The sequence below is a fragment of the Flammeovirga aprica JL-4 genome, from assembly GCF_012844305.1.
GTDB lineage: Bacteria > Bacteroidota > Bacteroidia > Cytophagales > Flammeovirgaceae > Flammeovirga > Flammeovirga aprica.
In genome coordinates this window covers 1-23,616 of sequence record NZ_JABANE010000002.1, presented here as the reverse complement: position 1 = coordinate 23,616, position 23,616 = coordinate 1, and the positions used below count along the sequence as shown (strand labels likewise).

The 23,616-nt window shown below is 36.8% G+C and carries 16 protein-coding genes; 14 read left to right on the top strand and 2 right to left on the bottom strand.

The window, feature by feature from the left end:
* Nucleotides 1-538 precede the first annotated feature (538 nt).
* The 7 genes from HHU12_RS00815 (at nucleotide 539) to HHU12_RS35775 (ending at nucleotide 9,644) form a co-directional block, all read left to right on the top strand.
* Nucleotides 539-907: a DUF423 domain-containing protein gene (locus HHU12_RS00815; protein ID WP_062615592.1), complete on the top strand. Its 369-nt coding sequence runs from the start codon at nucleotides 539-541 to the stop codon at nucleotides 905-907.
* Nucleotides 908-958: 51 nt separating this feature from the next.
* Nucleotides 959-2,656, top strand: a complete 1,698-nt coding sequence (recJ, locus tag HHU12_RS00810) for a single-stranded-DNA-specific exonuclease RecJ (protein WP_169654243.1) — start codon at nucleotides 959-961, stop codon at nucleotides 2,654-2,656.
* Nucleotides 2,657-3,051: 395 nt separating this feature from the next.
* Nucleotides 3,052-3,930 carry a rhomboid family intramembrane serine protease gene (locus HHU12_RS00805; RefSeq protein ID WP_169654242.1) on the top strand — a complete coding sequence of 293 codons (879 nt, stop codon included), beginning with the start codon at nucleotides 3,052-3,054 and terminating at the stop codon, nucleotides 3,928-3,930.
* 345 nt (nucleotides 3,931-4,275) lie between these two features.
* Complete coding sequence (locus tag HHU12_RS00800) at nucleotides 4,276-5,193, top strand: rhomboid family intramembrane serine protease (RefSeq protein ID WP_169654241.1); 918 nt, start codon at nucleotides 4,276-4,278, stop codon at nucleotides 5,191-5,193.
* 229 nt (nucleotides 5,194-5,422) lie between these two features.
* Nucleotides 5,423-6,880, top strand: a complete 1,458-nt coding sequence (gene gatB, locus HHU12_RS00795; protein ID WP_169654240.1) for an Asp-tRNA(Asn)/Glu-tRNA(Gln) amidotransferase subunit GatB — start codon at nucleotides 5,423-5,425, stop codon at nucleotides 6,878-6,880.
* Between the two features lie 666 nt (nucleotides 6,881-7,546).
* Nucleotides 7,547-8,224 carry a DUF4369 domain-containing protein gene (locus HHU12_RS00790; RefSeq protein WP_169654239.1) on the top strand — a complete coding sequence of 226 codons (678 nt, stop codon included), beginning with the start codon at nucleotides 7,547-7,549 and terminating at the stop codon, nucleotides 8,222-8,224.
* Nucleotides 8,225-8,546: 322 nt separating this feature from the next.
* A complete protein-coding gene (locus HHU12_RS35775) occupies nucleotides 8,547-9,644 on the top strand; it encodes a redoxin domain-containing protein (RefSeq protein ID WP_169654238.1) in 1,098 nt (365 codons plus the stop codon).
* A gap of 302 nt (nucleotides 9,645-9,946) precedes the next feature.
* Here the strand turns inward: HHU12_RS35775 and HHU12_RS00780 are convergent, their stop codons facing one another.
* Both HHU12_RS00780 and HHU12_RS00775 read right to left on the bottom strand, forming a co-directional pair.
* Nucleotides 9,947-10,516, bottom strand: coding sequence for a hypothetical protein (locus HHU12_RS00780; protein ID WP_169654237.1), 570 nt, complete (start codon nucleotides 10,514-10,516; stop codon nucleotides 9,947-9,949).
* Complete coding sequence (locus tag HHU12_RS00775) at nucleotides 10,503-11,093, bottom strand: DsbA family protein (RefSeq protein WP_169654236.1); 591 nt, start codon at nucleotides 11,091-11,093, stop codon at nucleotides 10,503-10,505. Before HHU12_RS00775 ends, HHU12_RS00780 begins: the two co-directional genes overlap by 14 nt.
* 690 nt (nucleotides 11,094-11,783) lie before the next feature.
* Between HHU12_RS00775 and HHU12_RS00770 the strand changes: the two genes are divergently transcribed.
* The 7 genes from HHU12_RS00770 (at nucleotide 11,784) to HHU12_RS00740 (ending at nucleotide 23,180) form a co-directional block, all read left to right on the top strand.
* Entirely contained in the window at nucleotides 11,784-12,092 is a 309-nt protein-coding gene (locus tag HHU12_RS00770) for a hypothetical protein (protein WP_169654235.1), read from the top strand.
* Nucleotides 12,093-12,453: 361 nt separating this feature from the next.
* Nucleotides 12,454-18,639, top strand: coding sequence for a fibronectin type III domain-containing protein (locus HHU12_RS00765; protein WP_169654234.1), 6,186 nt, complete (start codon nucleotides 12,454-12,456; stop codon nucleotides 18,637-18,639).
* Nucleotides 18,640-19,205: 566 nt separating this feature from the next.
* Nucleotides 19,206-19,574, top strand: coding sequence for a hypothetical protein (locus HHU12_RS00760; protein ID WP_169654233.1), 369 nt, complete (start codon nucleotides 19,206-19,208; stop codon nucleotides 19,572-19,574).
* A gap of 167 nt (nucleotides 19,575-19,741) precedes the next feature.
* A complete protein-coding gene (locus HHU12_RS00755) occupies nucleotides 19,742-20,650 on the top strand; it encodes a bifunctional enoyl-CoA hydratase/phosphate acetyltransferase (RefSeq protein ID WP_169654232.1) in 909 nt (302 codons plus the stop codon).
* A gap of 3 nt (nucleotides 20,651-20,653) precedes the next feature.
* Nucleotides 20,654-21,733 (top strand): butyrate kinase, encoded by a 1,080-nt coding sequence (buk, locus tag HHU12_RS00750; protein ID WP_169654231.1) that lies wholly within the window; start codon nucleotides 20,654-20,656, stop codon nucleotides 21,731-21,733.
* Between the two features lie 3 nt (nucleotides 21,734-21,736).
* Nucleotides 21,737-22,921, top strand: coding sequence for a THUMP-like domain-containing protein (locus HHU12_RS00745; protein ID WP_169654230.1), 1,185 nt, complete (start codon nucleotides 21,737-21,739; stop codon nucleotides 22,919-22,921).
* A gap of 10 nt (nucleotides 22,922-22,931) precedes the next feature.
* The gene (locus HHU12_RS00740; RefSeq protein ID WP_062615579.1) at nucleotides 22,932-23,180 is read left to right on the top strand and encodes a DUF4177 domain-containing protein; all 249 of its coding nucleotides are present in this window, start codon (nucleotides 22,932-22,934) and stop codon (nucleotides 23,178-23,180) included.
* Nucleotides 23,181-23,616: the final 436 nt, after the last annotated feature.

Sequence of the window (23,616 nt, the reverse complement as noted above, 5' to 3'; positions counted from 1 at the left end):
GACGTTGCAATCAATGAAATGCTTCAATTGAAAATACACACCATGTTTCAAGTGTTAAGCGCTAGCGTCACTTGGAACTGAGTATTGGCGAAGTCTCCTGACTTCGAATATAAACACCATAATTTCATTCATTTCGAAGTCAGGAGACTTCGCCAATATATCATCACAAGTGTCGCCTTTCGGCTTAACACTTGCGATATAAAAAGTGGGAGATGCCTTCCCATAAGCCTATAATTTCAATTATGGGTCTACGTCTACGAGCATACGGCATATGGTCCTTGTTGTGGTTCAGCTGACGTTGCAATGCAACGTCCCTACAGATGGTATTCTTCATTCATTATCCCTATCTTGCATACTAAGTACTAGGACAGAAGAAAAGGGATAATTTTAGCTTGTTATTTTTTATTCTAATCAAGGCAGATTTGCAGAGCATAGCCTTAGTTACGCGATAAAAATCTAACGAAGAGTAGGATAAACAAGATAAAATAAAATGTCCGTTTACTTTTGTCCTAGTACTTATATAAACCAACAAACAAAAATGGAGAAAAAAATCATTCAAACAGGAGCCATAATTTGTGCTTTGGCCGTTGCGATTGGTGCCTTTGGTGCACATGGATTGAAACCCACATTAGAACAGTTTGGAAGGACAGAAACCTTTGAAACAGCGGTGAAATATCATTTTTATCATGGATTAGGCTTGTTGCTTTTAGGAGCATTAGCCAATAAGATAGAAGGAAGCTGGTTGAAATGGTCTGCCGTATTTATGGTATTGGGTATCCTTATTTTCTCTGGAAGTTTATATATATTGTCAGTAACCGGAATCACATGGTTAGGAGCGATTACTCCTATTGGTGGTGTAGGTTTTATTGCTGCTTGGGTGGCATTGGCCTTTGGCATAAAAAAATAACGTACGCGTCGTTGGGGTTGATCTATTTGTCTACCCACAAAATAACAGAACATGAATAAACAGTGGACATTAATCCCTGAACCTAAAGAAGAATACGTCAAAGCTTTATTAAAGCAACCCAATGTGCCCAAAGTGATAGCAAGTTTGCTGGCACAAAGAGGAGTGCATACTATTTATAGTGCACGCGACTATTTCCGTCCTACATTAGAAAAACTGCACGATCCATTTTTAATGAAAGATATGGATGTGGCTGTAGCCCGTCTTACATTGGCCATTGAGAAGGGAGAACGTATTCTTTTTTATGGAGATTATGATGTAGACGGCACAAGTGCTGTAGCTTTATTTATGCATTTCTTTCAGGATTTTTATCCTAATATAGATTTCTATGTTCCTGATAAATACACTGAAGGATATGGTGTTTCATTAAGAGGAGTAGAATATGCAGCTGCTACCAATTGTCAATTGATTATCTCGTTGGACTGTGGGAGTTTGAATCACGATGAAATAGCAGAGTCCATCCATAGAAATATAGATTTTATCGTTTGTGACCATCATCAAGTAGGAGAAGAATTACCGGAGGCAACTGCCGTTTTGAACCCCCAAAGAAGCGATTGTAACTATCCGTTCAAAGGGCTTTCAGGATGTGGAGTTGGATTTAAACTATTGCAGGGCTTTTGTCAGAAACATGGTATTGACCCCACGCCTTTATGGCAACATCTGGATTTGGTGGTACTTGGAACTTCTTGTGATGTGGTGCCAATGCTGGACGAAAACAGGGTATTATGTAATGAAGGTTTAAAGTATCTCAAAAATACTGAAAAAGAAGGATTGAAAGCCTTGTTTACCGTATTAAACCTTACGCCGGCAGACTTAAAACTACAGGATTTAGGATATAATTTCGGGCCATTGATTAATTCAGCGGGAAGAATAGCACATGCACAAATATCGGCGGAAGTTCTATCATCCAAAGATCCCAAAGAAGCCCTTGAACAAGCCAAGGAACTAGGTCGCATCAATGATCTGAGAAAAAAATATGACACTCAGAATACCAAGGAAGCGATGGAGATGGCCGAAACAGAACAAAATAAGAGTGCTTTAGTTTTATATAGTGAAAATTGGCACAAAGGCGTTTTGGGTATTGTAGCTTCAAGATGTGCTGAAAAATATGGTAAACCAACGGTGGCACTGACGCTTTCAAGAGATGAAGTGACAGGTTCGGCAAGAGGAATAGGTGATTTTGATATTCATACTGTTTTGACCAGCTGTCAGGATTTGCTGACAAAGTTCGGCGGTCATACTTCAGCGGCAGGTGTGTCATTAAAGGAGGAAAATCTGTCAGCTTTTAAGCAAAAATTTGTGGCAGAAGTGGACAAACTGACGAATGGAAAGGAATTTGTATCGGAGGTAAAAGTAGATTTAAATGTAAATCTATCCGATCTGGATCTTACTACCGCAGGTATTATTGAGAAAATGAGGCCGTTTGGACATGATAATCCCCCACCTGTTTTTCAAGCGAAGAGTGTAATTGTAGACGGTACTCCAAGAGTATTGAAAGACAAGCACCTCAAGATGAAAATAAGTCAAGGGGAAGGAGAACAAAAGTTTGATGCCATCGCTTTTAGTCAGGCAGAAAAAATGGAAGCGTGTGTTGGCGGTAAAGTGGATGTTCTTTTTAGATTGGAAATTAACGAGTTCAGGGGAAATAAAAATCTTCAGCTCAACATTAAAGAAATTAAGCCTTCAGAATAGTAAGTACTGTGACAGAAGAAAAGGGATGATTTTAGTTTAATATTTTTTATTCTAATCAAGGCAGATTTGCAGAGCATAGCCTTAGTTACGCGATAAAAATCTAACGAAGAGTAGGATAAAAAAGATAAGATAAAATGTACCTTTACTTTTGTCACAGTACTTAAGTACTAGTTCAGAAGAAATGGGATAAAATAGCGTGCACCACGACTGAAGTCATGGGCAAGTGATATTGACTCCATCAACACTAAAGTGTTGCTTACGTTACCAATCTTCAAGACTTCAGTCTTGATGAGGTTGGACTATCACCTACCCATAGTTTTAACTATGGTGTGCGAAATATCAGTTTCACTTTGTCTAGTTACATATATCTTGAGGTTAAAGACTAAATTATAAATATGGGACAGAACTTAACACCTTATGTTAAAATACTGCTGATCATGAATTTGGTGATCTTTGCTTTGCCGTACCTCGGCAGCATATTGCCCGGTTTATCGCCAGCGTATATCGATGCATTTATTTCGGATTCTTTAGCCTACCATCACCCTTGGTCTGAGAAGTTTCAGATATTCCAGCCGATCACTTACATGTTTGTGCATAGTGGTTTCCGTCATTTATTTTCCAATATGTTCGCCCTATTTATTTTCGGGCCAATGTTAGAGAACGTATTAGGTTCAAAACGATTCTTGACGCTCTATTTCTTGACGGGAATTTTTGGAGGTATTTTATTTGGGGCAGTAGAATTCTATGAAGTGTATAATATAGAGGTTTTAGGTGCTGAATATATGATGAATCAAACCCCTCAGAATTTCTTTAATTTCATCACCAACTTCCCTAATTATGAAAATATGAGTCTTGGTTATCTAGCTAATGACTTCCAACAATATTTTCCAACTCAAGATAAGGTGACATTGTATGATTTTGCAGAGAATATATTTTTCTCTTCTCCCGATAATGCTAATTACAAAGAGATAGGAGCTATTTTGGTGAAAAACCTGCACGATATAAAACTTAACATGCCAATGATGGGTGCTTCAGGTGCTATTTTCGGTATTCTATTCACTTTCGCCTATCTGTTCCCTAATTTAAAATTGATGCTTTTATTCCCACCTATTCCAATCAGAGCGAAATACTTGGTAGGTGCTTATATCTTATATGAAACGTATGAATTGATTGCTCAAAATCCAGCAGATAATGTAGCACACTTGGCCCACTTAGGAGGAGCTTTGTTCGCTTACATTTTGATGAAAAGATGGAGGTATCAGAGCTATCAGTAGTTTGAGTTAAGAGTTAAGAGTTAAGAGTTAAGAATGAAGAATTAAGAATGAATGGATCTGATTGTGGTCTGTAAAATGACGTCTGTAGGGACGATTTATTACAACATTATCAAGAACCATCATACGAACCACCTTAACTCTTAATTCTTAACTCTTAACTCAAACAATTTGCCTTCTAAACGAGGACTTCATCTATCTAATATAAAAATGTAAAAAGGGATGAATAATTAAGAACATTTTTAAAAGTTAGGGATTTTCCGTAAATTAAAATACCTAATACTTAAACCTTTGTGATGAAAGGAGGTTCCTTAAATTATCACCCATTAAACCTTTATTTTACTTCTTATGAATGGCTTTATCTCCGATTTAAAGTATACATGGAACAAACCTGGAAGTGGGCTACTTCGACTGATTATTGTTAATGTTGTCGTTTACGTTTGTATGAGCCTTTTGATGCTCGTTTTCAAACTATCAGGTTTGCAAGGTATCTATGATCAATACATCTTTAGCAACGTAGCCTTACCCCCATATATATATGATGCAGTAGTGAAACCATGGACGCTGATTTCCTACTTCTTTATGCACAGCATGAGTGATTTCTTCCATATTCTTTTCAATATGCTGATCATGTATTGGTTTGGAATCATATTCACTGAGTTTTTAGGAGATAAGAAACTAGTTGCATTGTATTTCCTTGGAGGTGTAGCAGGTGGTTTAGCTTACTTATTAATGTATAATGTAGTGCCTTACTACAATGCTCAAATGGGCATGGTAAGCGGCTTGATTGGTGCGTCTGCCTGTGTATATGCTATTGTAGTGGGAGCTGCGACAATAGCTCCAGATTATAGAATTAACTTATTGTTTGTTGGGCCTGTAAAAATCAAATACTTGGCCGCGGTTTATATTTTCCTTTCATTGATTCAATCGGCAGGAAGTAATGCAGGAGGTGAAATTGCTCACTTAGGTGGTGCTTTGATGGGCTTCACTTATGTTTCTTTATTGAAAAGAGGAACAGACTTAGGAAAACCATTATATGCGATCACAAACTTCTTCGCCAACTTTACGAAATCAGATCGAAAGTTGAAGGTGGTACACCGTTCAAAAAAGAAATCAACAAGCAAGACAACAGCCTCATCTACAAGTAAGCAACCTTCGCAAGATAGTGTGGATGAGATTCTTGACAAGATATCAGAAAGAGGGTATGAAGGCTTGACGCAGGAAGAAAAAGAAATTCTATTCAAGGCAAGTCAACGTAAACACTAAAAATAGTAGTGTAATTCCCTTTATTTTATTAATATTGTAATGAAATAGCTTAAAAGTCATTTTTTCTTAAAAGAATGACTTTTTTGTTTGTGAAATTTTAAAAGTAACAATCAAGCACAATTGAAAGTGTAGGAACTAAACAGCAGATGAACAAGGTGTATTTTCCCTTTTACTTTTTTAAAAACTGCTCTACACTGACTACCAACGCTTTGAAATAAACACATAGCATATGGATAAGGCAATTTTTGATAAATATGAACTTGTAGTAGGATTGGAAGTTCATTCACAATTACAGACTAAAAGTAAAATTTTTGCTTCAGACCCTACGACCTACGGTCAGGATCCTAATGTTAATGTCAGTGCAATCACACTCGCTTTGCCTGGTACATTACCCAAAGTGAATAAATCTGTAGTAGAGTATTCTATTAAAATGGGATTGGCTTGTCATTGTAAAATTTCAGAATATCAATTCTTCGATAGAAAAAATTATTTCTATCCGGATTTACCAAAAGGATATCAAACAACTCAAGATAAAACACCTATCTGTATCGGTGGACACGTGGATGTAGTCACTAAAGCAGGTGAAAAAAGTACGGTGATTCTGAACCGTATTCACATGGAAGAAGATGCAGGTAAGTCAACACACTTAGAAGGTTCTCCAGATACTTTGGTGGACTTGAACAGAGCAGGAGTGCCATTGATGGAGATCGTGACAGAACCTTGTATTCATGATTCTGCTACAGCGGCGGCATTTGTAGGAGAAATCCGTAAAATTGTCCGTTACTTAGAAGTATCTGACGGTAATATGGAAGAAGGTTCATTACGTTGTGATGCCAACGTTTCTGTTCGTTTGAAAGGCGATACGAAGCTAGGGCAGAAATGTGAGATCAAGAACATGAACTCTATGCGTAATATCCAAAGAGCCATCGACTATGAAATGCAACGTCAGATTGTCATGATTGAGAAAGGAGAGGAGATCATTTCTGAAACAAGAACGTTTAATGTTGAAACGGGAAAAACCTACGGGATGAGAACCAAAGAAACATTAAATGACTATAGATATTTCCCTTGTCCTGATTTACCTCCTATGATTGTAAAACCTGAGTGGGTAGAGAAAATCAAGCAAGAGATGCCAAGCTTGCCGTATGAGTTGGTAGAGAAATTTATCTCAGAATTCAAGCTTTCAGAAGCAGATGCTTATCAGTTGACGGAAACAAGAGAAACAGCCGCTTATTTTGAAGCTTTATGCGGTGCTACAAAGAACTTCAAATCAGCTGCAAACTGGATGAACGGTCCATTGAAATCAATGGTCAACGAAAGCGGTACTTCTTATGCTGACCTTTCAGTTCAACCGGCTCAAGTAGCTGAAATTATTGGTTTGGTAGATGATAAAAAAGTCAGTCATGCAGCCGCTACTCAGCAATTACTGAAAGCAGTAGCTGAACGTGAAGGAAGCAATCCGGAAGAAGTAGCCAAAGAGTTAGACTTGATTCAAGACAGTGGTGATGACTTCTTGTTGCCATTAGTGGAGCAAGCGATCGCTAAATTCCCAGATAAAGCAAAGGCTTACAAGAAAGGAAAGAAAAACCTTTTAGGTCTTTTCATGGGTGAAGTAATGAAAATGGCCAAAGGTAAGGCAGATCCTCAAAAGACAAATCAATTGCTCAGAGAAGCATTAGAAAAATAAATAACTGCGTATATTGCAGTATAGAAAGCACCTTGTTGATCTATAAAACAAGGTGCTTTTTTTTAATAAATAATTAATGGCATTCTAAAAACCATAAGTACAAAGTCAAAAGTAAATCATAGTTAATTTTGAATTTCTACTTAGTACTAAACTAACTTAAACTATACAGTACTAAGTACATTGTAAACTAAATTATCGCAATTAGAAATCAGGAGATTTCTGATGATCTGTAGGACACGAATGACGCTTATGCTTAACATTCGCGCCAGAGGGGTTTCTACCATTTTTAGTTTGTTAGTGCTCCCTTGGCCTTGAAGGGAAAAGCGTTAAGAATTTCATGTATTGAGCCGTTAAAAATGATTTTGCTGTTTGACCACAGCGAGTTTAAAATTATTTAGGCGAGAGAAATGGAATTTAGCTTTTGACTTCAAAGCCTTGACTTTTTTGCTTCGTTTTTGTTTTAAGACAAAAATGAAGAAGAAGGTTGCTTTGGAAGTAGAACATAAAAAGCTTGCAGAAAAATTGATTGAAAGTTGACAATAACTTCGTTTACAGTGTACTAAGAGTCTACTGACTTTGACGCTTTCAGCTTAAAACTTGAACTAGTTTGAGTTTTTATAGAAAATCCTCACCTTGGTTATTAGAAGCCTTTTAAAAGTAAACTAAATGATGAAAACTATTATCAAACTTTCGATCCTCCTATTTACTCTTTTTGCCACAAGTTGCAGTAACTATCCTGCCAACGTATCTATCTCCGGCACAACGCAAGACATCACCGAGGGCACAAAAGTAACACTCACTGATTATTTTGGAGGACAGCAAGTTGCCGAAACCGTAGTAGATGCAAATGGATTTTTTGATCTTCAATATGCCGTGCCTAAAATCGGTATTTATTCTTTAACTATTGGAGACAGCAGACCTTTTGATATTGTTCTTGAAGACAAAGATCTTATTGTGGAAGGCTTTGGAAAAGACAAGGATTTCCAATTTTTAATCGTGTCGGGTTCTGAAGAAAATGAACTTATGAACAGATCGAGAATCATATTTGATTTGTGTAATTTAAAAGGAACGCGTGAGAAAAAAGCATTGGAAGGGCAGGAGATCAAAAAAGTGGAAAATGAAAATAACCTGTTTGTTTTTGCTTTGGCTTTACCGTCTTTATTAGAAGATATGGATGGCAGTTATTGTACAATGTGGATTTTGGATAGGGCAAAAGCCAACCCAGAGGTCTTCGCTAACACCTCACAAATGCTATCTGAAGCTACGGAGAAAGTGCAGGATAATTTCCCTGATGATAGCGTAGTGGTTGAGATGTCGAAGGACTTTATCATAGAAGAACTCTAGTCCACATCCATTGTTTTCAGGTCTGTTTGGAAGAAAGTAATGTCCTAAAAGGCAAAAAGAATGATTTTTAAATCTTTTTAAGTCTTTTGTTATGGTTTTAGGAGGAAATAATACATTATTGTTACAGTATTAAGAATAAAGGTACCAGAACAAAAGTAAATGGATGTTTTATCTTATCTTTTTTATCCTACTCTTTGTTAGATTTTTATCGCGTAACTAAGGCTATGCTCTGCAAATCTTCCTCGATTAGAATAAAAAATATTAACCTAAAATTCCCCTGTTTCTTCTGTCCTAGTACTTAGCAATAAGTAAACGTATAATTGTGAAAACATTACACAACATTTTTTTCCTACTACTTGCTTTTATTGTAGTAAGCTGCGGTGGATCCACTGAAAATAACGGGACATATCCTGCAAAAGTAAAAATATCTGGTACTCTTGATGGTCAAAAAGAAGGCACGCAAATTATACTTTACACTATACAAGGTGTAGGGGGTAAGAAAAATGTGGCCGAGGCAACAACAAATGCAAAAGGTGCTTTTACTTTAGAATATACTGTTCCTAAAATTGGGTTATATACATTAAATATAGGTAATCAAGCAGAAGAATTGTTAGTACTTGAAACGAAGGATTTGAAAGTTGAAAACAACGGAGAATTCTTTAAAGTGACGGGTTCTAAGGAAAACGATCAGCTGAATGAGTTGAAGGACATGTATGATTCATTCACTGAAAAAGGAAATGAACTGCAACAAGAATATGCTACTTCTGAAAATCAGGCGGCCGTTTTAGAGAAATTCAAAAAACTTCAAGACGAGCAAAAAGGAGCAGTAAAAGCGATGCTTAAAAAATTGGATGGAGCTTATGTTACTTTGGTAGCTTTAAACTTTATTCAAGATAAAGAAGGAAGTTTTGATGTGATCTCTGAGACAATCCAGAAATTGGAAACGAATTTCCCTCAGGATAGCTTGGTAATGGAAGTTGCAAAAAGCTATAATGCTTTAAAATCTACAATGGTAGGTGCGGAAGCAATGCCTATCACTTTGCCAAGTCCTCAAGGAGAAACCATCGCATTAGAATCTTTCAGAGGAAAGTATGTAATGATCGATTTCTGGGCGTCATGGTGCAGACCTTGCCGTATGGAAAATCCAAATGTTTTAAAAGCATATACTAAATACAAAGACAAAGGATTTGAAGTATATGGCGTGTCAATTGACAGAGACGCTGAAGCTTGGAAAGGAGCTATTGCACAAGATCATATCTCATGGACGCAAGTATTGGATGCTGACGGTGAAGTGGCAAAACAATACGGTGTTGAAGGTATTCCATTTACTTTACTTTTAGATCAAGAAGGTAAGATCATCGCCAAAAATCTTAGAGGTGATGCATTAGAGAAAAAGCTGGAAGAACTTTTAGGAAAATAAGAAAAGAGCAAGTCATTCGATTTGTTTAGAAATAGAAAATCCCTGAAGAGAGTATGTGTCTTTTCAGGGATTTTTTTTGAATGAAGAATTAAGGATGTAGAATGAAGAATGTGATGGTTTGTGTTGTGTTTTGTAAAGTGGTTTTTACGGTGGTTCGGTGGACGTTGCAATGCAACATCCCTACATGGACATTCAACCAAAAATGAATATGAACCAATGTCCACTGAACCACAACAAAAACCACTTTTTCTACATTCTTAATTCTTCATCAGAAAAAGACCTCTTTTGTCTTAGTACTTATATTAAGGACATCCAGAAGTATCTGCACCTATACAACCATAAAACTCTCTACACACTTTTGAGAATTTAGAGTAGTCATTACAACCATATGCTTGTGCAAATGCCTTTTGTTTATCTTGGCATTTATTGTCAGTGATAGGTACGGTACCGCCACCTCCATGACTACAAGTATACGACCAGTCGTAAGTACTGCCACTTCCACCATCAGAACCGGAATCATTACCAACATCAGGTCCGTTTGGAAGAGATGAAGGTGCATCACCACCATTTTTAATTACATAGTCAATAAAATACTCTCTGTCTTCTTGGCATCGGTCATTGTTTGAGTAACTGCCTTTGAAATCTTTGGAAGCACACCAGCGCCCAGGAGTATCATCCGAGTTGCGACTCATACAAACAGCATCTACTGTTCCCGTATTTGTTGTTCTGTTAATGTCGATTTCAGTGCAAAGGTCAAAAACCATAGAAGGCCCACTGTCTTCTTCTTCCAATAAAGAGCAAGAGTAAATAAATAGGGAAGAGGCTATAATAAGCAGTCCATTGATTAGGTTACCAGATCTAAATGCTTTCATTACATAAATTATGTTTAGATTGTATTGAATAATTATTTGAGAGAGCATTGTCAATGCTTTCAAATAGTTTTTCCTTAGTGTTTTCTTTTTCAAAAAGAAGATTGTTAATAACGATAGAAGGAGTGCCTGTAATACCCGCAGCGCGCCCAAGCTTTTTATTTTCATGGATTAAATCAGAAAATTGCTTCAGTTCATCTACAGATAAATTCTTATCGTTCCATTGTTTTAAATCTTCAAAATCACCCATTTTAAGCTCCCATACCGCCTTGTTGAAAAGCTCAAATTCACCTTTTTTGTAAGCAGAGTGTGCATACAAGGATAATTTGAAAGCGTTTTCATGAAAGGATAACGGGTAATCTCTAAAAATTAACTGCACTTTGCCCGTCTTGATATAGGTTTTGGACAAATCATTATAGACGTCGTGAATCAGATTGGAACAGTAAGGACATTCGTAGTCAACGAACAGCGTAATTTTTACTTGTGCTGAGTCAGAACCAATTTTCGGAGTGTCATCAATAGGAAGATAACATTCTTTTGGTGCATGAATGATAACACTATCTTTTCCTGTGTCTGTCATAGACGATAAGAACTTGTTTGACTTACTCAAAAAAATACCCAGGGCAATAGTGTTAATTATTATGATGGTAGTCTTAAAATTTAATTTCATAATAAACTAACGGGTGATTTCAATAAAAAAATATCACACAAAAAATGAATAAACTATAGTAACATTTCCAGCTCTATTAAGCACAAACATATGGTTTACTGATTTATTTTCCTAAAAAAAAGAATATTTATCACTAGGTTTTTTGTTTTAAGTATTTTTTAAGTTTAAAGGTGTTTGATTATCAATGTTTTGATTTTCTTAACATAAATAAGCCCCGTTGAGTGTTTTTCATACACAAATGAATAGGCTACTTATTAAGAGTTACTGAATAGCTTGTAACTTAACTAGCACTACTTTAAGTTCTCTTTTCTAGTTCATTATTTAGAATATACTGCCTTAGGTAATTTACCTAAAATCAGAAGGTTGGTAATCTTCTGTCTGATTCAGAGTGGCTTTTCATGAAATTTACAGTATCAAGCAGTTGCACATTTAAAATGGGTATAAGTTGGATTATTATTTTTTAGTCTAATCAAGGCAGAATAGAAGAGCATAGCTGAAGCTACGTGATGATATTCTAACGAAGAGTAGGCTAAAAAAGAAAATCCAAAACTTCCGATTTTAATTGTACAACTGCTTAAAAAACATTTAACGCTCTCAATCATGAAAAACAAAAAACTCATTTTATCGCCCTTTATTATTACCAATGCCTTTGTTGGAGAAATTAAAGTTATTCAATTTATTAAAAATACTTATTCATCTTTAGTCGGTCAGATTACTACGCTGACAAAAGCGTATGATAACGATTTGAAAATTAGTACTGCTTATAAAGATTCCTCTCAAGAAATAGTTACTGCAATTGTTGTTTCCAGCCTGCTTCCCATTCTTTTAGAAGTTGATAGTGATGGCAATCAAATAAACTTTCATGAAAGCAATAGCAGTCAGAAAATGGAAGAGGTGATAAGGAGCTGAAGCCTCCATTAGCCTTAGAAAAAGGGGTTGTGGTAAAAGCTCAAAATTAAAATTAGGATCTAGCAATTGGTCAATGTTAGGAGAAATAAAGTCTTTATGTTGTTTTACGAAGTAATATTGTTAACAGGCTACCTTTTAAGACACATATTTACTAATTTAAATTAAACCTAATTTAATGAGAAAAATGATTATTTACCCGTTAAACCTATTTCTAATTCAATAATATCTATTTCTATGTACCCGTGCAGATGTAAATGCTAATTCTGTAACGCTTCTGCTTTGTGTACTATTTATTAAATCACTCTTTAGACCTAATTTTATTAAGAGTGGTGCTACCTAATACAATACCTTATTATCACTCATGAAACCACTTACTGTTATTGCATTTTTCAGCCAGAAAATGCTTACCCTCATTGCTACACTCTTGTTTTTGAGCAGCACAGCTTACGGACAGGATAGCCTCTCTAATATTACAGGAGAAAAACCCGTTTATCATAAGTTTAAAAGATTGAAAGATGATCCTGTTGCCCGTCAGCAGTTTGAACATCTGATGCTGGAGGATCCAATTACCCACGAAATTCCAGCTAATATTTTCGATCAGGAAAAAGCTTTCATTCAAAACATTCATTTCCAAAGTGCCAAACGCGCCAGTTTATTTTCTTCCAATACACCTGCTCCTAAATGGCTGAAACGAGGCCCTTTCAACGTAGGTGGTAGAACAAGAGCTTTAGCCATAGACAAAACCAATGAAAATATTATTCTAGCAGGCGGTGTGGCTGGTGGTTTATGGAGGTCAATTGACGGAGGTGATAGCTGGACTAAAGTAACAGATCCGACGGACCGTCAGAGCATTACATGTATTGCACAAGATCCAAGACCTCATTTTTCAAATGTATGGTATTATGGTTCTGGAGAGGTTTATGGTAACTCAGCTTCAGGTGGAGGAGCCGTTTACAGAGGTAATGGTATTTACAAGTCGACAGATGGAGGAGTTTCATGGACCGCTTTGTCAGGAACTACTTTTGATCCCACAATTTCAGGTGGTGATTTCCAATATACATCTAGCATCGTTATTAGTGATGATGGAGGGATTTATGTAGCACATCAAGGCGGAATTTCAAGGTCTTTAGATGGAGGGATGACATGGAATAAGGTGATTGAAAACACATCGTCTATTTATACAGAAATTGAAAAAAATACTACAGGTAAATTATTTGCTACGCTTTCAAATCATGGTTATTTCATATCTGACGATGGTGAAAACTGGACGGATATCACACCTTCACAGGTAGCGGCTATTGGATTGAACAGAACGGTTTTATCGGCCTCGCCTTCTAACCCTGATGTGGTTTACTTTTTTGCACATACGCCGGGGAAAGGTACCAACAGTCATATGCTGTTTAAATATTCAGTGAGCAACGATACTTGGCTGGACCGTACGGCAAACCTGCCGGCTTATGGTGGATATGTTGGCAACCTTTCTCAAGGAAGTTACAACCAGTATATTGAAGTAAAACCCAATGACGAAAATGTGGTTTTCATTGGCAGTACAAACCTTTACAGATCTACAGATGGTTTTGCTAGTACAGCAAATACAACGTGGATTGGTGGATATGCCCCAGTGAATAACGTGAGTCAATACGCCAATCATCACCCTGATAATCATGCAATGGTTTTCCTTCCGTCTAATTCAGATATAGTGATTACAAGTCATGATGGAGGAGTTTCAAAATCTAAAAATATTATGGCTGATGTTGTCAATTGGCAATTTTTGAATAACGGCTATTATACTACTCAAGCGTATGCGATTGCCATTGATGAAGACACTGAAGGGGATGCAAGAATAATGGCAGGCTTTCAAGATAATGGAAAATGGTATACGAATGCTTCAGCAACGGATGCTGATTGGATAGAAGAGTTTGCAGGTGGTGATGGCTGTTATGTGGCAATTGTGCCAGGAGAGCATATCAGATATACCAGTACACAATATGGTAAGATTTTAAGGTTTAAAGGAGATGATCCTACAAAGCCTGTTGATTATGATGGTATTCAGCCGAGAAATGCATCAGGTCAGTTGTTTGTGCATCCTTATATTCTAGATCCTAATGATGCCAATGTGATGTATTATCCTGCGAAAAATAAATTGTGGTATAATTTATCGCTCTCAAGTATCAATTCAGGTTATACTTTTAATGGAACGACAACAGGTTGGGCACTTTATGATAATGTCTCAACTTCAGGAACAATTACAGCAGTAGCAGCTTCAAAAAATCCTCAAAACATTGTAGTCGTTGGAACAGGAAACGGTAATATATATAGAATCAATAATGCAAGATCTAAATCTTCTTCAGTAGATCATATTTCATCAGGAAAAGGTTTGCCGAGTGCTTTTGTATCATGTGTGGCTGTGAATCCTAAAAATGCGGATCACATAGTGGTGGTTTATTCCAACTATCAAACAAAAAGTATTTACCAAACGAAAGATGGTGGTGTGACTTGGACACATGTTTCTGGCAATCTTGAAGAAAATGAAGACGGATCAGGAGCAGGTCCATCGGTACGCTGGGCAGAGTTCCATCAGCCGAAAGATGGTGAAGAAGGACTTTTTGTAGGTACAAGTGTAGGTCTTTATTATTCACCGCTTTCAAGCATCTCCGAAAATACGGAATGGATGCAGCAGGGGGAGAAAGAAATTGGAGATGGTGTGGTGACGATGATCAAAACAAGAGAAGATGGTTTGGTGGTAGTGGCGACTCATTCAAATGGTATTTTCTCGGCTTACTTTGGAGTGCAGTCTACACCACCTTTAGTAAAAATGAATATTGATGAGCGTACTTATTCTTTAGGAGAGGTTGTGGAAGCAATTGATTTACATGATGTTTTCGAATCTCAGAATCAAAACGATTTGGTATTTGAAGTGATTACTTCAGACTCTAGTGTGATCAAGACTTCTATCTCTAATGACACACTTTACATTGCTACAAATACAGCAACAGGAACTTCGGCAATTACGCTGTTTGCATATGATAATACACTTTCTTCTAAGATTCAGTTCAAAGCGAAAGTAGAGAATGTAGTTCCGGCACTTCACAGTCAGGTCAATCAAACTGGAGAAATTTACAGATCACAGTTTTTTACAGATTTCAATAAAGCCGTTTATCTGGCAGATGATATCACTGTTCCTGAAGGAAAGAATTGGGTAGTCTCAAAAATAAACGCTTACGGAAGATCTACAGGTCAGGTAGTACCGAAGATGGAAGTTTTTATATATGAAGATGAAAATGGACAACCTTCTGAAAATATCGTTTACAGTTCTGGAGTAGTTGATGTTTCTGATTATGATGAGGGAATATTGACACATGTCTTAGCCACACCATTAGAGTTGACTCCAGGTAAATATTGGATCTCGGTTGCTGCGGTGATGTCTTACAGCAAAGAGGGAAGCTGGTTCTGGAAAGGAACCGGTGAGCAAGAGACAAGAGGAGAAAAGTTTTATTTAATAGATCCAGGTAATTTATTTGGAAGAGGATATACAGATTGGACAGATCCAGCAGAGTTTAATGCAGAAGATACGAACCTTGCTTTTGAAGTGTTCGGATCAACAACAGGTAGTAGTTCTATTGAAGAATTGACAGCATTGAATGCTTCATTATTACCGGATGAAAATATTGAAGTTAGCTGGGAAAGTATTCCTCATGTATCAGGTTATATCATAGAAAGAGCAGAAGATATAGAAGGACCTTATCAATCTGTAGCCAAAGTGAATTCAAATCACATCAGTTGGATCGATAAATCTGCCAAACCTTCAGGAGCAACTTATTATTATAAAGTGAAAGCATTTAGTGCTGAAGGGGTAGCGGAAAATTCGCCCGTAGCTTCTGCAACATTAAAAAATATTCCTAATCCTGTTGAAAACCTAAAAGTTGAATTACAAAATAAAAGCAGGTATTTATCGGTTTCATGGGAAGATAATAGTGAAACAGAAGACGGCTTTTATGTAGAGTATTCATTGAATCCCGAAAAAGGATTTGTACCGTTGGCCATGGTAGATAGAAATACAACTACCTATGAATTCACGAATAATACATTGGGATCTATAAGTTATTATATAAGAGTTACTGCATTTAATGGAAGTGGTCGATCAACACCGGTTACTTCGTCCATCTTCACTCGATTGGAAGCTCCTGGAAATGTGATTTATGAAGAAGTGACACCTTCCTCGTTACTATTCACTTGGGAAGATGCATCTGCTTTGGAAACAGGTTTCTTGATTGAGTATTCTACTGACTATGGGAAAACATTCCCGCATTCTTTTGTAACAGATGTGGATGAGGAATCTTTCTTGATTGAAGGGTTGACAAAAGGCTTTACTTATTACTTTAGAATTAGAGCTATAAACGGTCTTTTAGAAGGGAAATTGAATAGTTTATTCCAGCTGTTTGTCCACACCATGAGTAATAGTTCGAAGCCTGATGCTGTGGAAGAAATCAATATCAATGCTTCCGAAAATGCGATTTCTCTAGCATGGAAAGACAATATTGAAAATGAGCTTGGTTTTGAAGTGCTGAGAAGAAAAGTAGGTGAGGAAGAATACACATTGTCAGCTTCATTAGAATATAATGATAGTACGTTTGTGGATTTGGAAGTGGAGAAAGGGGAAATGTATGAATATGTAATTAAGAGTTATAATTCTTTAGGTAGTTCAATCAGTACCTCTGTTTCCGCTCAAGTTCCAATCAATGCACCTGTGATAATGAGTTTAGAGAAAGTAGAATCAGGACATCAAATTATATGGAATGATCTTTCGGATCGTGAGGAACACTATGTTGTATACCGTCAGGAAAAAACAATGGATTTTGAGATGTTGGCTGTTCTGGATTCATCAGTTACAAGTTATACAGATTCTTTGTACCAGCTGAATACTGAATATACTTATAAAGTAGCTTCAGAGAAAAATGGATTTTATTACGATTCAGAATGTAAGTCAATCTCTACCGTACCTCCAGTTCCAGTAGGATTAACCGGTTTTGCTTTAGATACAGCAACACAACATACCTTATCTCTAACATGGGATGATACAAAATCAGATGAGCACGGTTATAAGATCTTTAGAAAATCAGGAAGTGATACAGAACCGCAACTGATCGCCTCTGTGAACGCTGATGCAAGAGCGTTTAAAGATTCACTTCTAGCCGAAAACACAACTTATACTTATTATATACAGTCTTACATTTTTGAGGTGTATAGTGATAACTTGGAGCTACAGGCTACTACTTTAGAAAGAGTTATCCCAGTCCCATCTCAACCGTATCAATTAGACTTAATTTATGACTCATTAGACAATACAATTTCATTGTCATGGAGTGATTCATCAGAAGTTGTGAAAGGCTATGAGGTTTACAGAAAGCTGAAAAATGATACTACATCAAGTTTGATTGCATCACTTTCACCAGATAAATTTCAAGTTGTAGATACTGATTTTGATAAGTATAAAGATTATATCTACAGTATTGCCGGTTTTAATGAAGAGGGATATTCTCCACATGCGACAATCAATTATGTAGGAAAAGAAATGCCAAAATCTTCAACGGAAGGTGAGGACCCTACAACTGACGAAGAGGGCGATACAGAAGAAGATCCAACAACAGAGGACGAAGGATCAACTGACGAAGAGGGCGATACAGAAGAAGATCCAACAACAGAGGACGAAGGATCAACTGACGAAGAGGGCGATACAGAAGAAGATCCAACAACAGAGGACGAAGGATCAACTGACGAAGAGGGCGATACAGAAGAGGATCCAACAACAGAGGATGGAGGATCAACTGATGAAGAGGGCGATACAGAAGAGGATCCAACAACGGAGGATGAAGGATCAACTGATGAAGAGGACGATACAGAAGAAGATCCATCAACAGAGGATGAAGGATCAACTGATGAAGAAGAAGATAATGAAGAAGACCCATCAACTGATGATGAGGATAATACATCAGAAGAAGATAGTGTTATTGTAAAAGCACCTTCGGAAATAGAAGCAACGATGCTTGATGATTATTTGAGAATTTCATGGAAAGATAATTCTCTAAATGAAGAAGGTTTCCATGTCTGCTATTATGATTCTTCATCTCATAAAAAAGTATTGCTAGGTACAACTGAAAAAAATACAAATGTTTTCAGAGATAGAAGGTCATTTGCTGAAGGAACTCACGTTTATTATCTCAGGGCTTTCTCGTCGACTTCAGAAAGTGAGGAAATAAAATTTGAGTATACACATGAATCGACTACAGTACTGGATAATTTTGTCACTCCATTGGAAGCTAAAGTTTACCCTAATCCAAGTAATGGCATCTTTGCAGTGGACTTGGATGAGAATTGGCAGAATGGTGTTGAAGTAAGTGTATTCAGCACAAGCGGTAGAAAAGTCTACCAAGGAAGATATAATAGTAATCACATTCAATTGAACATCGCTCATCTCTATGCAGGGCAATACATAGTGCAGTTTGCAGATGGAGACAAGAGTATACGGAAGTCAATTATAAAAAGATAGTAAGTGGTGATCGGGGGTCAGGTTCTAGAAATCTGATCCCCTTTCTTTTTTCAAGTACTTTAGTAAACTGTAACCTAATCTTTCAGATATTTTGGTTTTAGAAATCAGGAGATTTTTGATGATCTACAGAGTACGAATGATGCTTACGCTTAACATTCGCGCTAGTGGGCTTTCTGCAATTTTAATTTGATAGTGCTTTTCCGGCCTTGAAGGGAAAAGCGTTAAGAATTTCATGTATTGAGCCGTTTAAAATGATTTTCTTGTTTGAGCTTTAGCGAGTTTAAAATCATTTAGGCGAGAGGAATGGAATTTAGCTTTTGACTTCAAAGCCTAGATTTTTTGCTTCGTTTTTCATCAATGGAAAAATGAAGAAGAAGGAAGCTTGGAAGTAGAACATAAAAAGCTTGCAGAAATGTCGATAGATAGTTGAAGACAATTTAGTTTACAGTGTACTTGTCTTAATAAAAGTAAAATCTATCGTTATTATAACATAGTCGCTTAACTTCGCTCCGGAATCTACATTACCAATACAAATTGATTTATTTTACAGCATAAAATTCAACCAAATGAAAACACTGAATTATATTTTAATAACTGTATTCTTCTTCTTTGCTTTTGGATGTAAATCACAGCAAGTACAGATTATAGGAGGAGATAGTCATGGTCAGGTAGTGGCAGACGACAACGGCCTGCATGTTACACCGGGCACCTGTGTTTTTTATGGAGAGGTGTTGATGATTGAAGGAGGAGGCGTTATATTTTTTGTAAAATCATTAGACGGATGTGGACCTGGAGTAACGAGATATCCTAAAGTAGGAGCGAAATTATCGGCCCGTTTCAGAGGAGAAATACCTTGTCAGGTAGGAGAGCATGTTCAAGTGAAGGTCTCTGAATTCGAAAAATCATATTCTATTTTAGAAGTAATACCTTTGTAGGCAGATCATTAAAAATCGTAAATTTACGGAACCATATACTATCAAACCCTTTTCACTACTGTCTGAATACATGGAAAGAAGGAAAGTAACTCTTCTAGCCTAGTGCTCATTATTAAGACTTGAGGTTTGATTCACTATACATATATACATACTAACCATTATTTATTATGCTTAAGAGTATTTCTGAACTAGTTGATATTTTAAATGCTCAAACGGCCAAACGTAGATTAGTTTTGTGTGCTGCGGCAGATGATAACGCCCTAGATGCAGTACATAGAGCTTATAAAGCCAATATCATTGAACCTGTATTGGTAGGCAACAAACACGATATCAAAAAGGTCTGTAAGGATCTGGATATTTCCTTCGGAGACGAAGTGCAAGTTTTTCATGCTATAGAGGTAAAAGAGATGGTGAAAATTGCTGTTTCTTTGATTCATGACGGAAAAGCCGATTTCTTAATGAAAGGGCATCTTGCAACAGCAGAGTTGATGAGAGGTGTATTGAACAAAGAATGGGGATTAAAGAAAAGTAGAGTCATTTCTCACCTTGCTTTATTTGATCTACCAGCTTATCACAAACCTTTGGCATTGACAGATGTGGCCATGAATATTGCGCCTGATCTAGATACAAAAATCGGGATCTTGAACAATGCCATTGATTTCCTTCAGAAAATAGGAATCAAAAAACCGAAAGTAGCTGCACTTGCCGCTGTGGAAATGGTAAATGAAAAAATGCCAGCTACATTAGATGCTGCTTTACTGACTATCATGGCCAACAGAGGTCAGATCAGAAACTGTGAGATTGACGGACCATTGGCTTTTGATAATGCCATTAGTCAGGAATCATCTTCGCATAAAGGCATCAAAGGAGCCGTGGCAGGTGATGCAGACTTGTTATTGGTGCCAGACATTGAAGCAGGTAATGTATTGTACAAGGCTTTCGTGTTCTTTGCCAGTGCAAAAGTGGCTTCCATTATTTTAGGAGCAAAAGCACCAATCGTATTGACTTCAAGAGCGGATTCAATGGAAACGAAATTGAACAGTATTCGTTTGGCGGCCGCATCAATTGAATTTTAATCTATGAATAACAGAATCTTAGTAATAAACCCCGGATCTACATCTACAAAAGTAGCTGTTTTTGAAGGGGACATAGAAATAGTTGAGAAAACTTTAAGACATTCATCTGACGAGTTATCAGCCTATCAAGAGGAAGAAGCACAGCTCAATTTCCGCAAAGAAAAAGTTCTTGGCTTCTTAAAGGAGGAAGGTATTGCTTTAGAATCTTTGGATATCGCTATGGCTAGAGGAGGCTTAAGCAAGCCTATTCCATCCGGTGTTTACCTAGTGGATGATAATCTGCTGCATGATTTAAAGGAGACGCCGAAAAAGCATGCAAGTAATTTTGCGGCTAAAATTGCCTTTGATATTGCTTCTCCTTTAAAAATAAAAGCATGTATTGCAGATCCTGTGGTAGTAGATGAATTATCAGATATAGCACGTATGTCTGGGCATCCCAAATTTCCTAAATCTTCTGTATTTCATGCTTTAAACCAAAAGGCAATTGGCAGGGAACATGCATCAAGAGAAGGAGCAAATTATGAAGATCTTAATCTGATCATTGCTCACCTTGGTGGAGGAATTTCTGTAGCAGCACATGCCAAAGGACAAGTCATCGATGTGAATCAGGCTTTGGATGGATCTGGTCCTTTCTCACCTGAAAGAAGTGGTTCATTGCCTGTAGGCGATATTATCAGAGCGGCATTCAGCGGTGCTTATACCCAACAGCAAATGATGGAAATGCTGGTAGGTAAAGGTGGAATGTTTGCCTATTTAGGGACTATTGATGCTAAAAAGGTAGAAGAATTAGCCATCGAAAAACCTTCCAAAGAAAGAGAAGTAATGGAAGCGATGATCTATCAGATCTCAAAAGAAATTGCTTCTATGGTAATACCATTAGAAAATAAAGTGGATGGGATTTTATTAACAGGTGGATTGGCCTACGGTAAATGGTTGACTGATAAAATTAAAAATAAAGTTGATTATATTGCCTCTGTTCATGTTTATCCAGGAGAAGATGAGATGAAAGCCCTTGCTATGAATGGGCTGAGAGTTTTGAATGGAGCAACAACACCAAAGTTATACGGAGAGACAATATTCTAATATATGATCAATCAGGCTACAAAACAATTTATTCTGGAGCATGAAAATGAAGATCCATCAAAAGTGATTTTCAAAGCAGCGTCTTTAGAAGGAGTAGATGGTAAAATTGCAGCGCATCAAATTACATCAAGACAAAAAGCAAAGAAAAAGCTGCCGACTTGGTATGCCAATGAAAATATTGTCTACCCCAATAAAATTCCATTAGAGCAAAGTTCATCTGAACAAACTGCAAAGTTTAAAGCCGGTATTTTACAAGGTGAAATTTTAGCAGACCTTACAGGTGGAATGGGTATTGATGACTGGGCTTTTTCGGATGTATTTCAAAAAGTATATTACTGTGAACGTCAAGAGGACTTAGCGGAGATTGCGAAGCTCAATTTCACTGCATTGGACAAAAATAATATTGAAGTGAATGCAGGAGATAGTGTGGAGTGGTTGCGTACTCACGCCTCAAAATTGACGGCAATTTACCTTGACCCCGCTCGAAGAGATGCACAGAATAATAAAATGGTCGGTATTTCTGACTGTGAGCCTGACGTTATAGCATTAAAAGAATTGCTTTTTGAAAAAGCAGATAAAATACTAGTGAAACTGTCTCCAATGATCGATATCAAGCAAGGAGTGAGAGAATTGGGGGCAGTTTCGCATGTTTTTGTGATTTCAGTTGAAAATGAGTGCAAGGAGGTACTGTTCTTGATAAATAAGAATTATGATGATAATACTTTGATTCATTGTGTAGACTTTCCTAAAAACCAATCCAAAACTGAATTCCTATTTCAACTGGAAGAAGAGGAATATCAGGAAGTAGAACTAGCAACCGCATTAGAGCAGTTTTTATATGAACCGAATGCTGCAGTGATGAAAGGAGGAGGTTTTAAGAGTATAGCACAGCAGTATGAATTAAAAAAGTTGGGGACGAATTCCCACCTTTACACATCACAAAAATTAGTGGAAGATTTCCCAGGACGTAAATTTGAAATTAAAGCCAAATCTCAAGTACAGAAGAAAGCCTTACAAAAATTACTTCCCGGAATGAAAGCAAATTTAACTGTAAGAAATTTCCCTCAAACTGTGGATCAATTGAGGAAAAAACTTAAATTGAAAGAGGGAGGAAATGATTACATATTTGCAACCACTGTAATGAGTGACGAAAAAGTGTTATTATTGTGCGAACGAATTAATAAATAAACCTATAATTATGTACAAGACTGTTCATTTAAAAACAAAAAAAGAGTCAAGAAGAACAACCTCTGATAGATTGCGTTCAGTGAAAGTAAGCGGTGAGGAAACATCTGCTTCTGTAGACGAATGCATTCAGGCACATGCTGCTGAAGGTTTTAAGTTAGTAAGCATTACGCCATTGGTTTCTGCAAGCTCAAGTAATGTTGGTACAGGTGGCTGGGGTTTCAGCTACACTGAAGGTTTAGTTATTGTCTTTGAAAAGTAACCAAAAACAACATCTATTCATTCTGTATCTGATTTTTAGCATTAATGATAGTATGGAATTAATGTAAAATAGAAAATCAACATCGCTATTAAATTGTATCATTCACCAAAGTGATATAAATCCAGATATTTTCTATTCAACTTTTTTTGGAAAAGCTTAGAATCAATTTTGATGATTTTAAGCTTTTCTTTTTTTGTTACTACTTCTCCGGCCTTGAAGAGAAAAGCGTTAAGAATTTCATGGAATGAGCCGTTAAAAATGATTTTGTTGTTTGAGCTTTAGCGAGTTTAAAATCATTTAGGCGAAAGGAATGGAATTTAGCTTTTGACTTCTAAGCCTTGAATTTTTTGCTTCGTTTTTGTTTCAAGACAAAACCTTAGATTTATAGTGTTGTATTTATCTAAGATGGTAAATTGCTTTTTAAAACTAGGGTAAA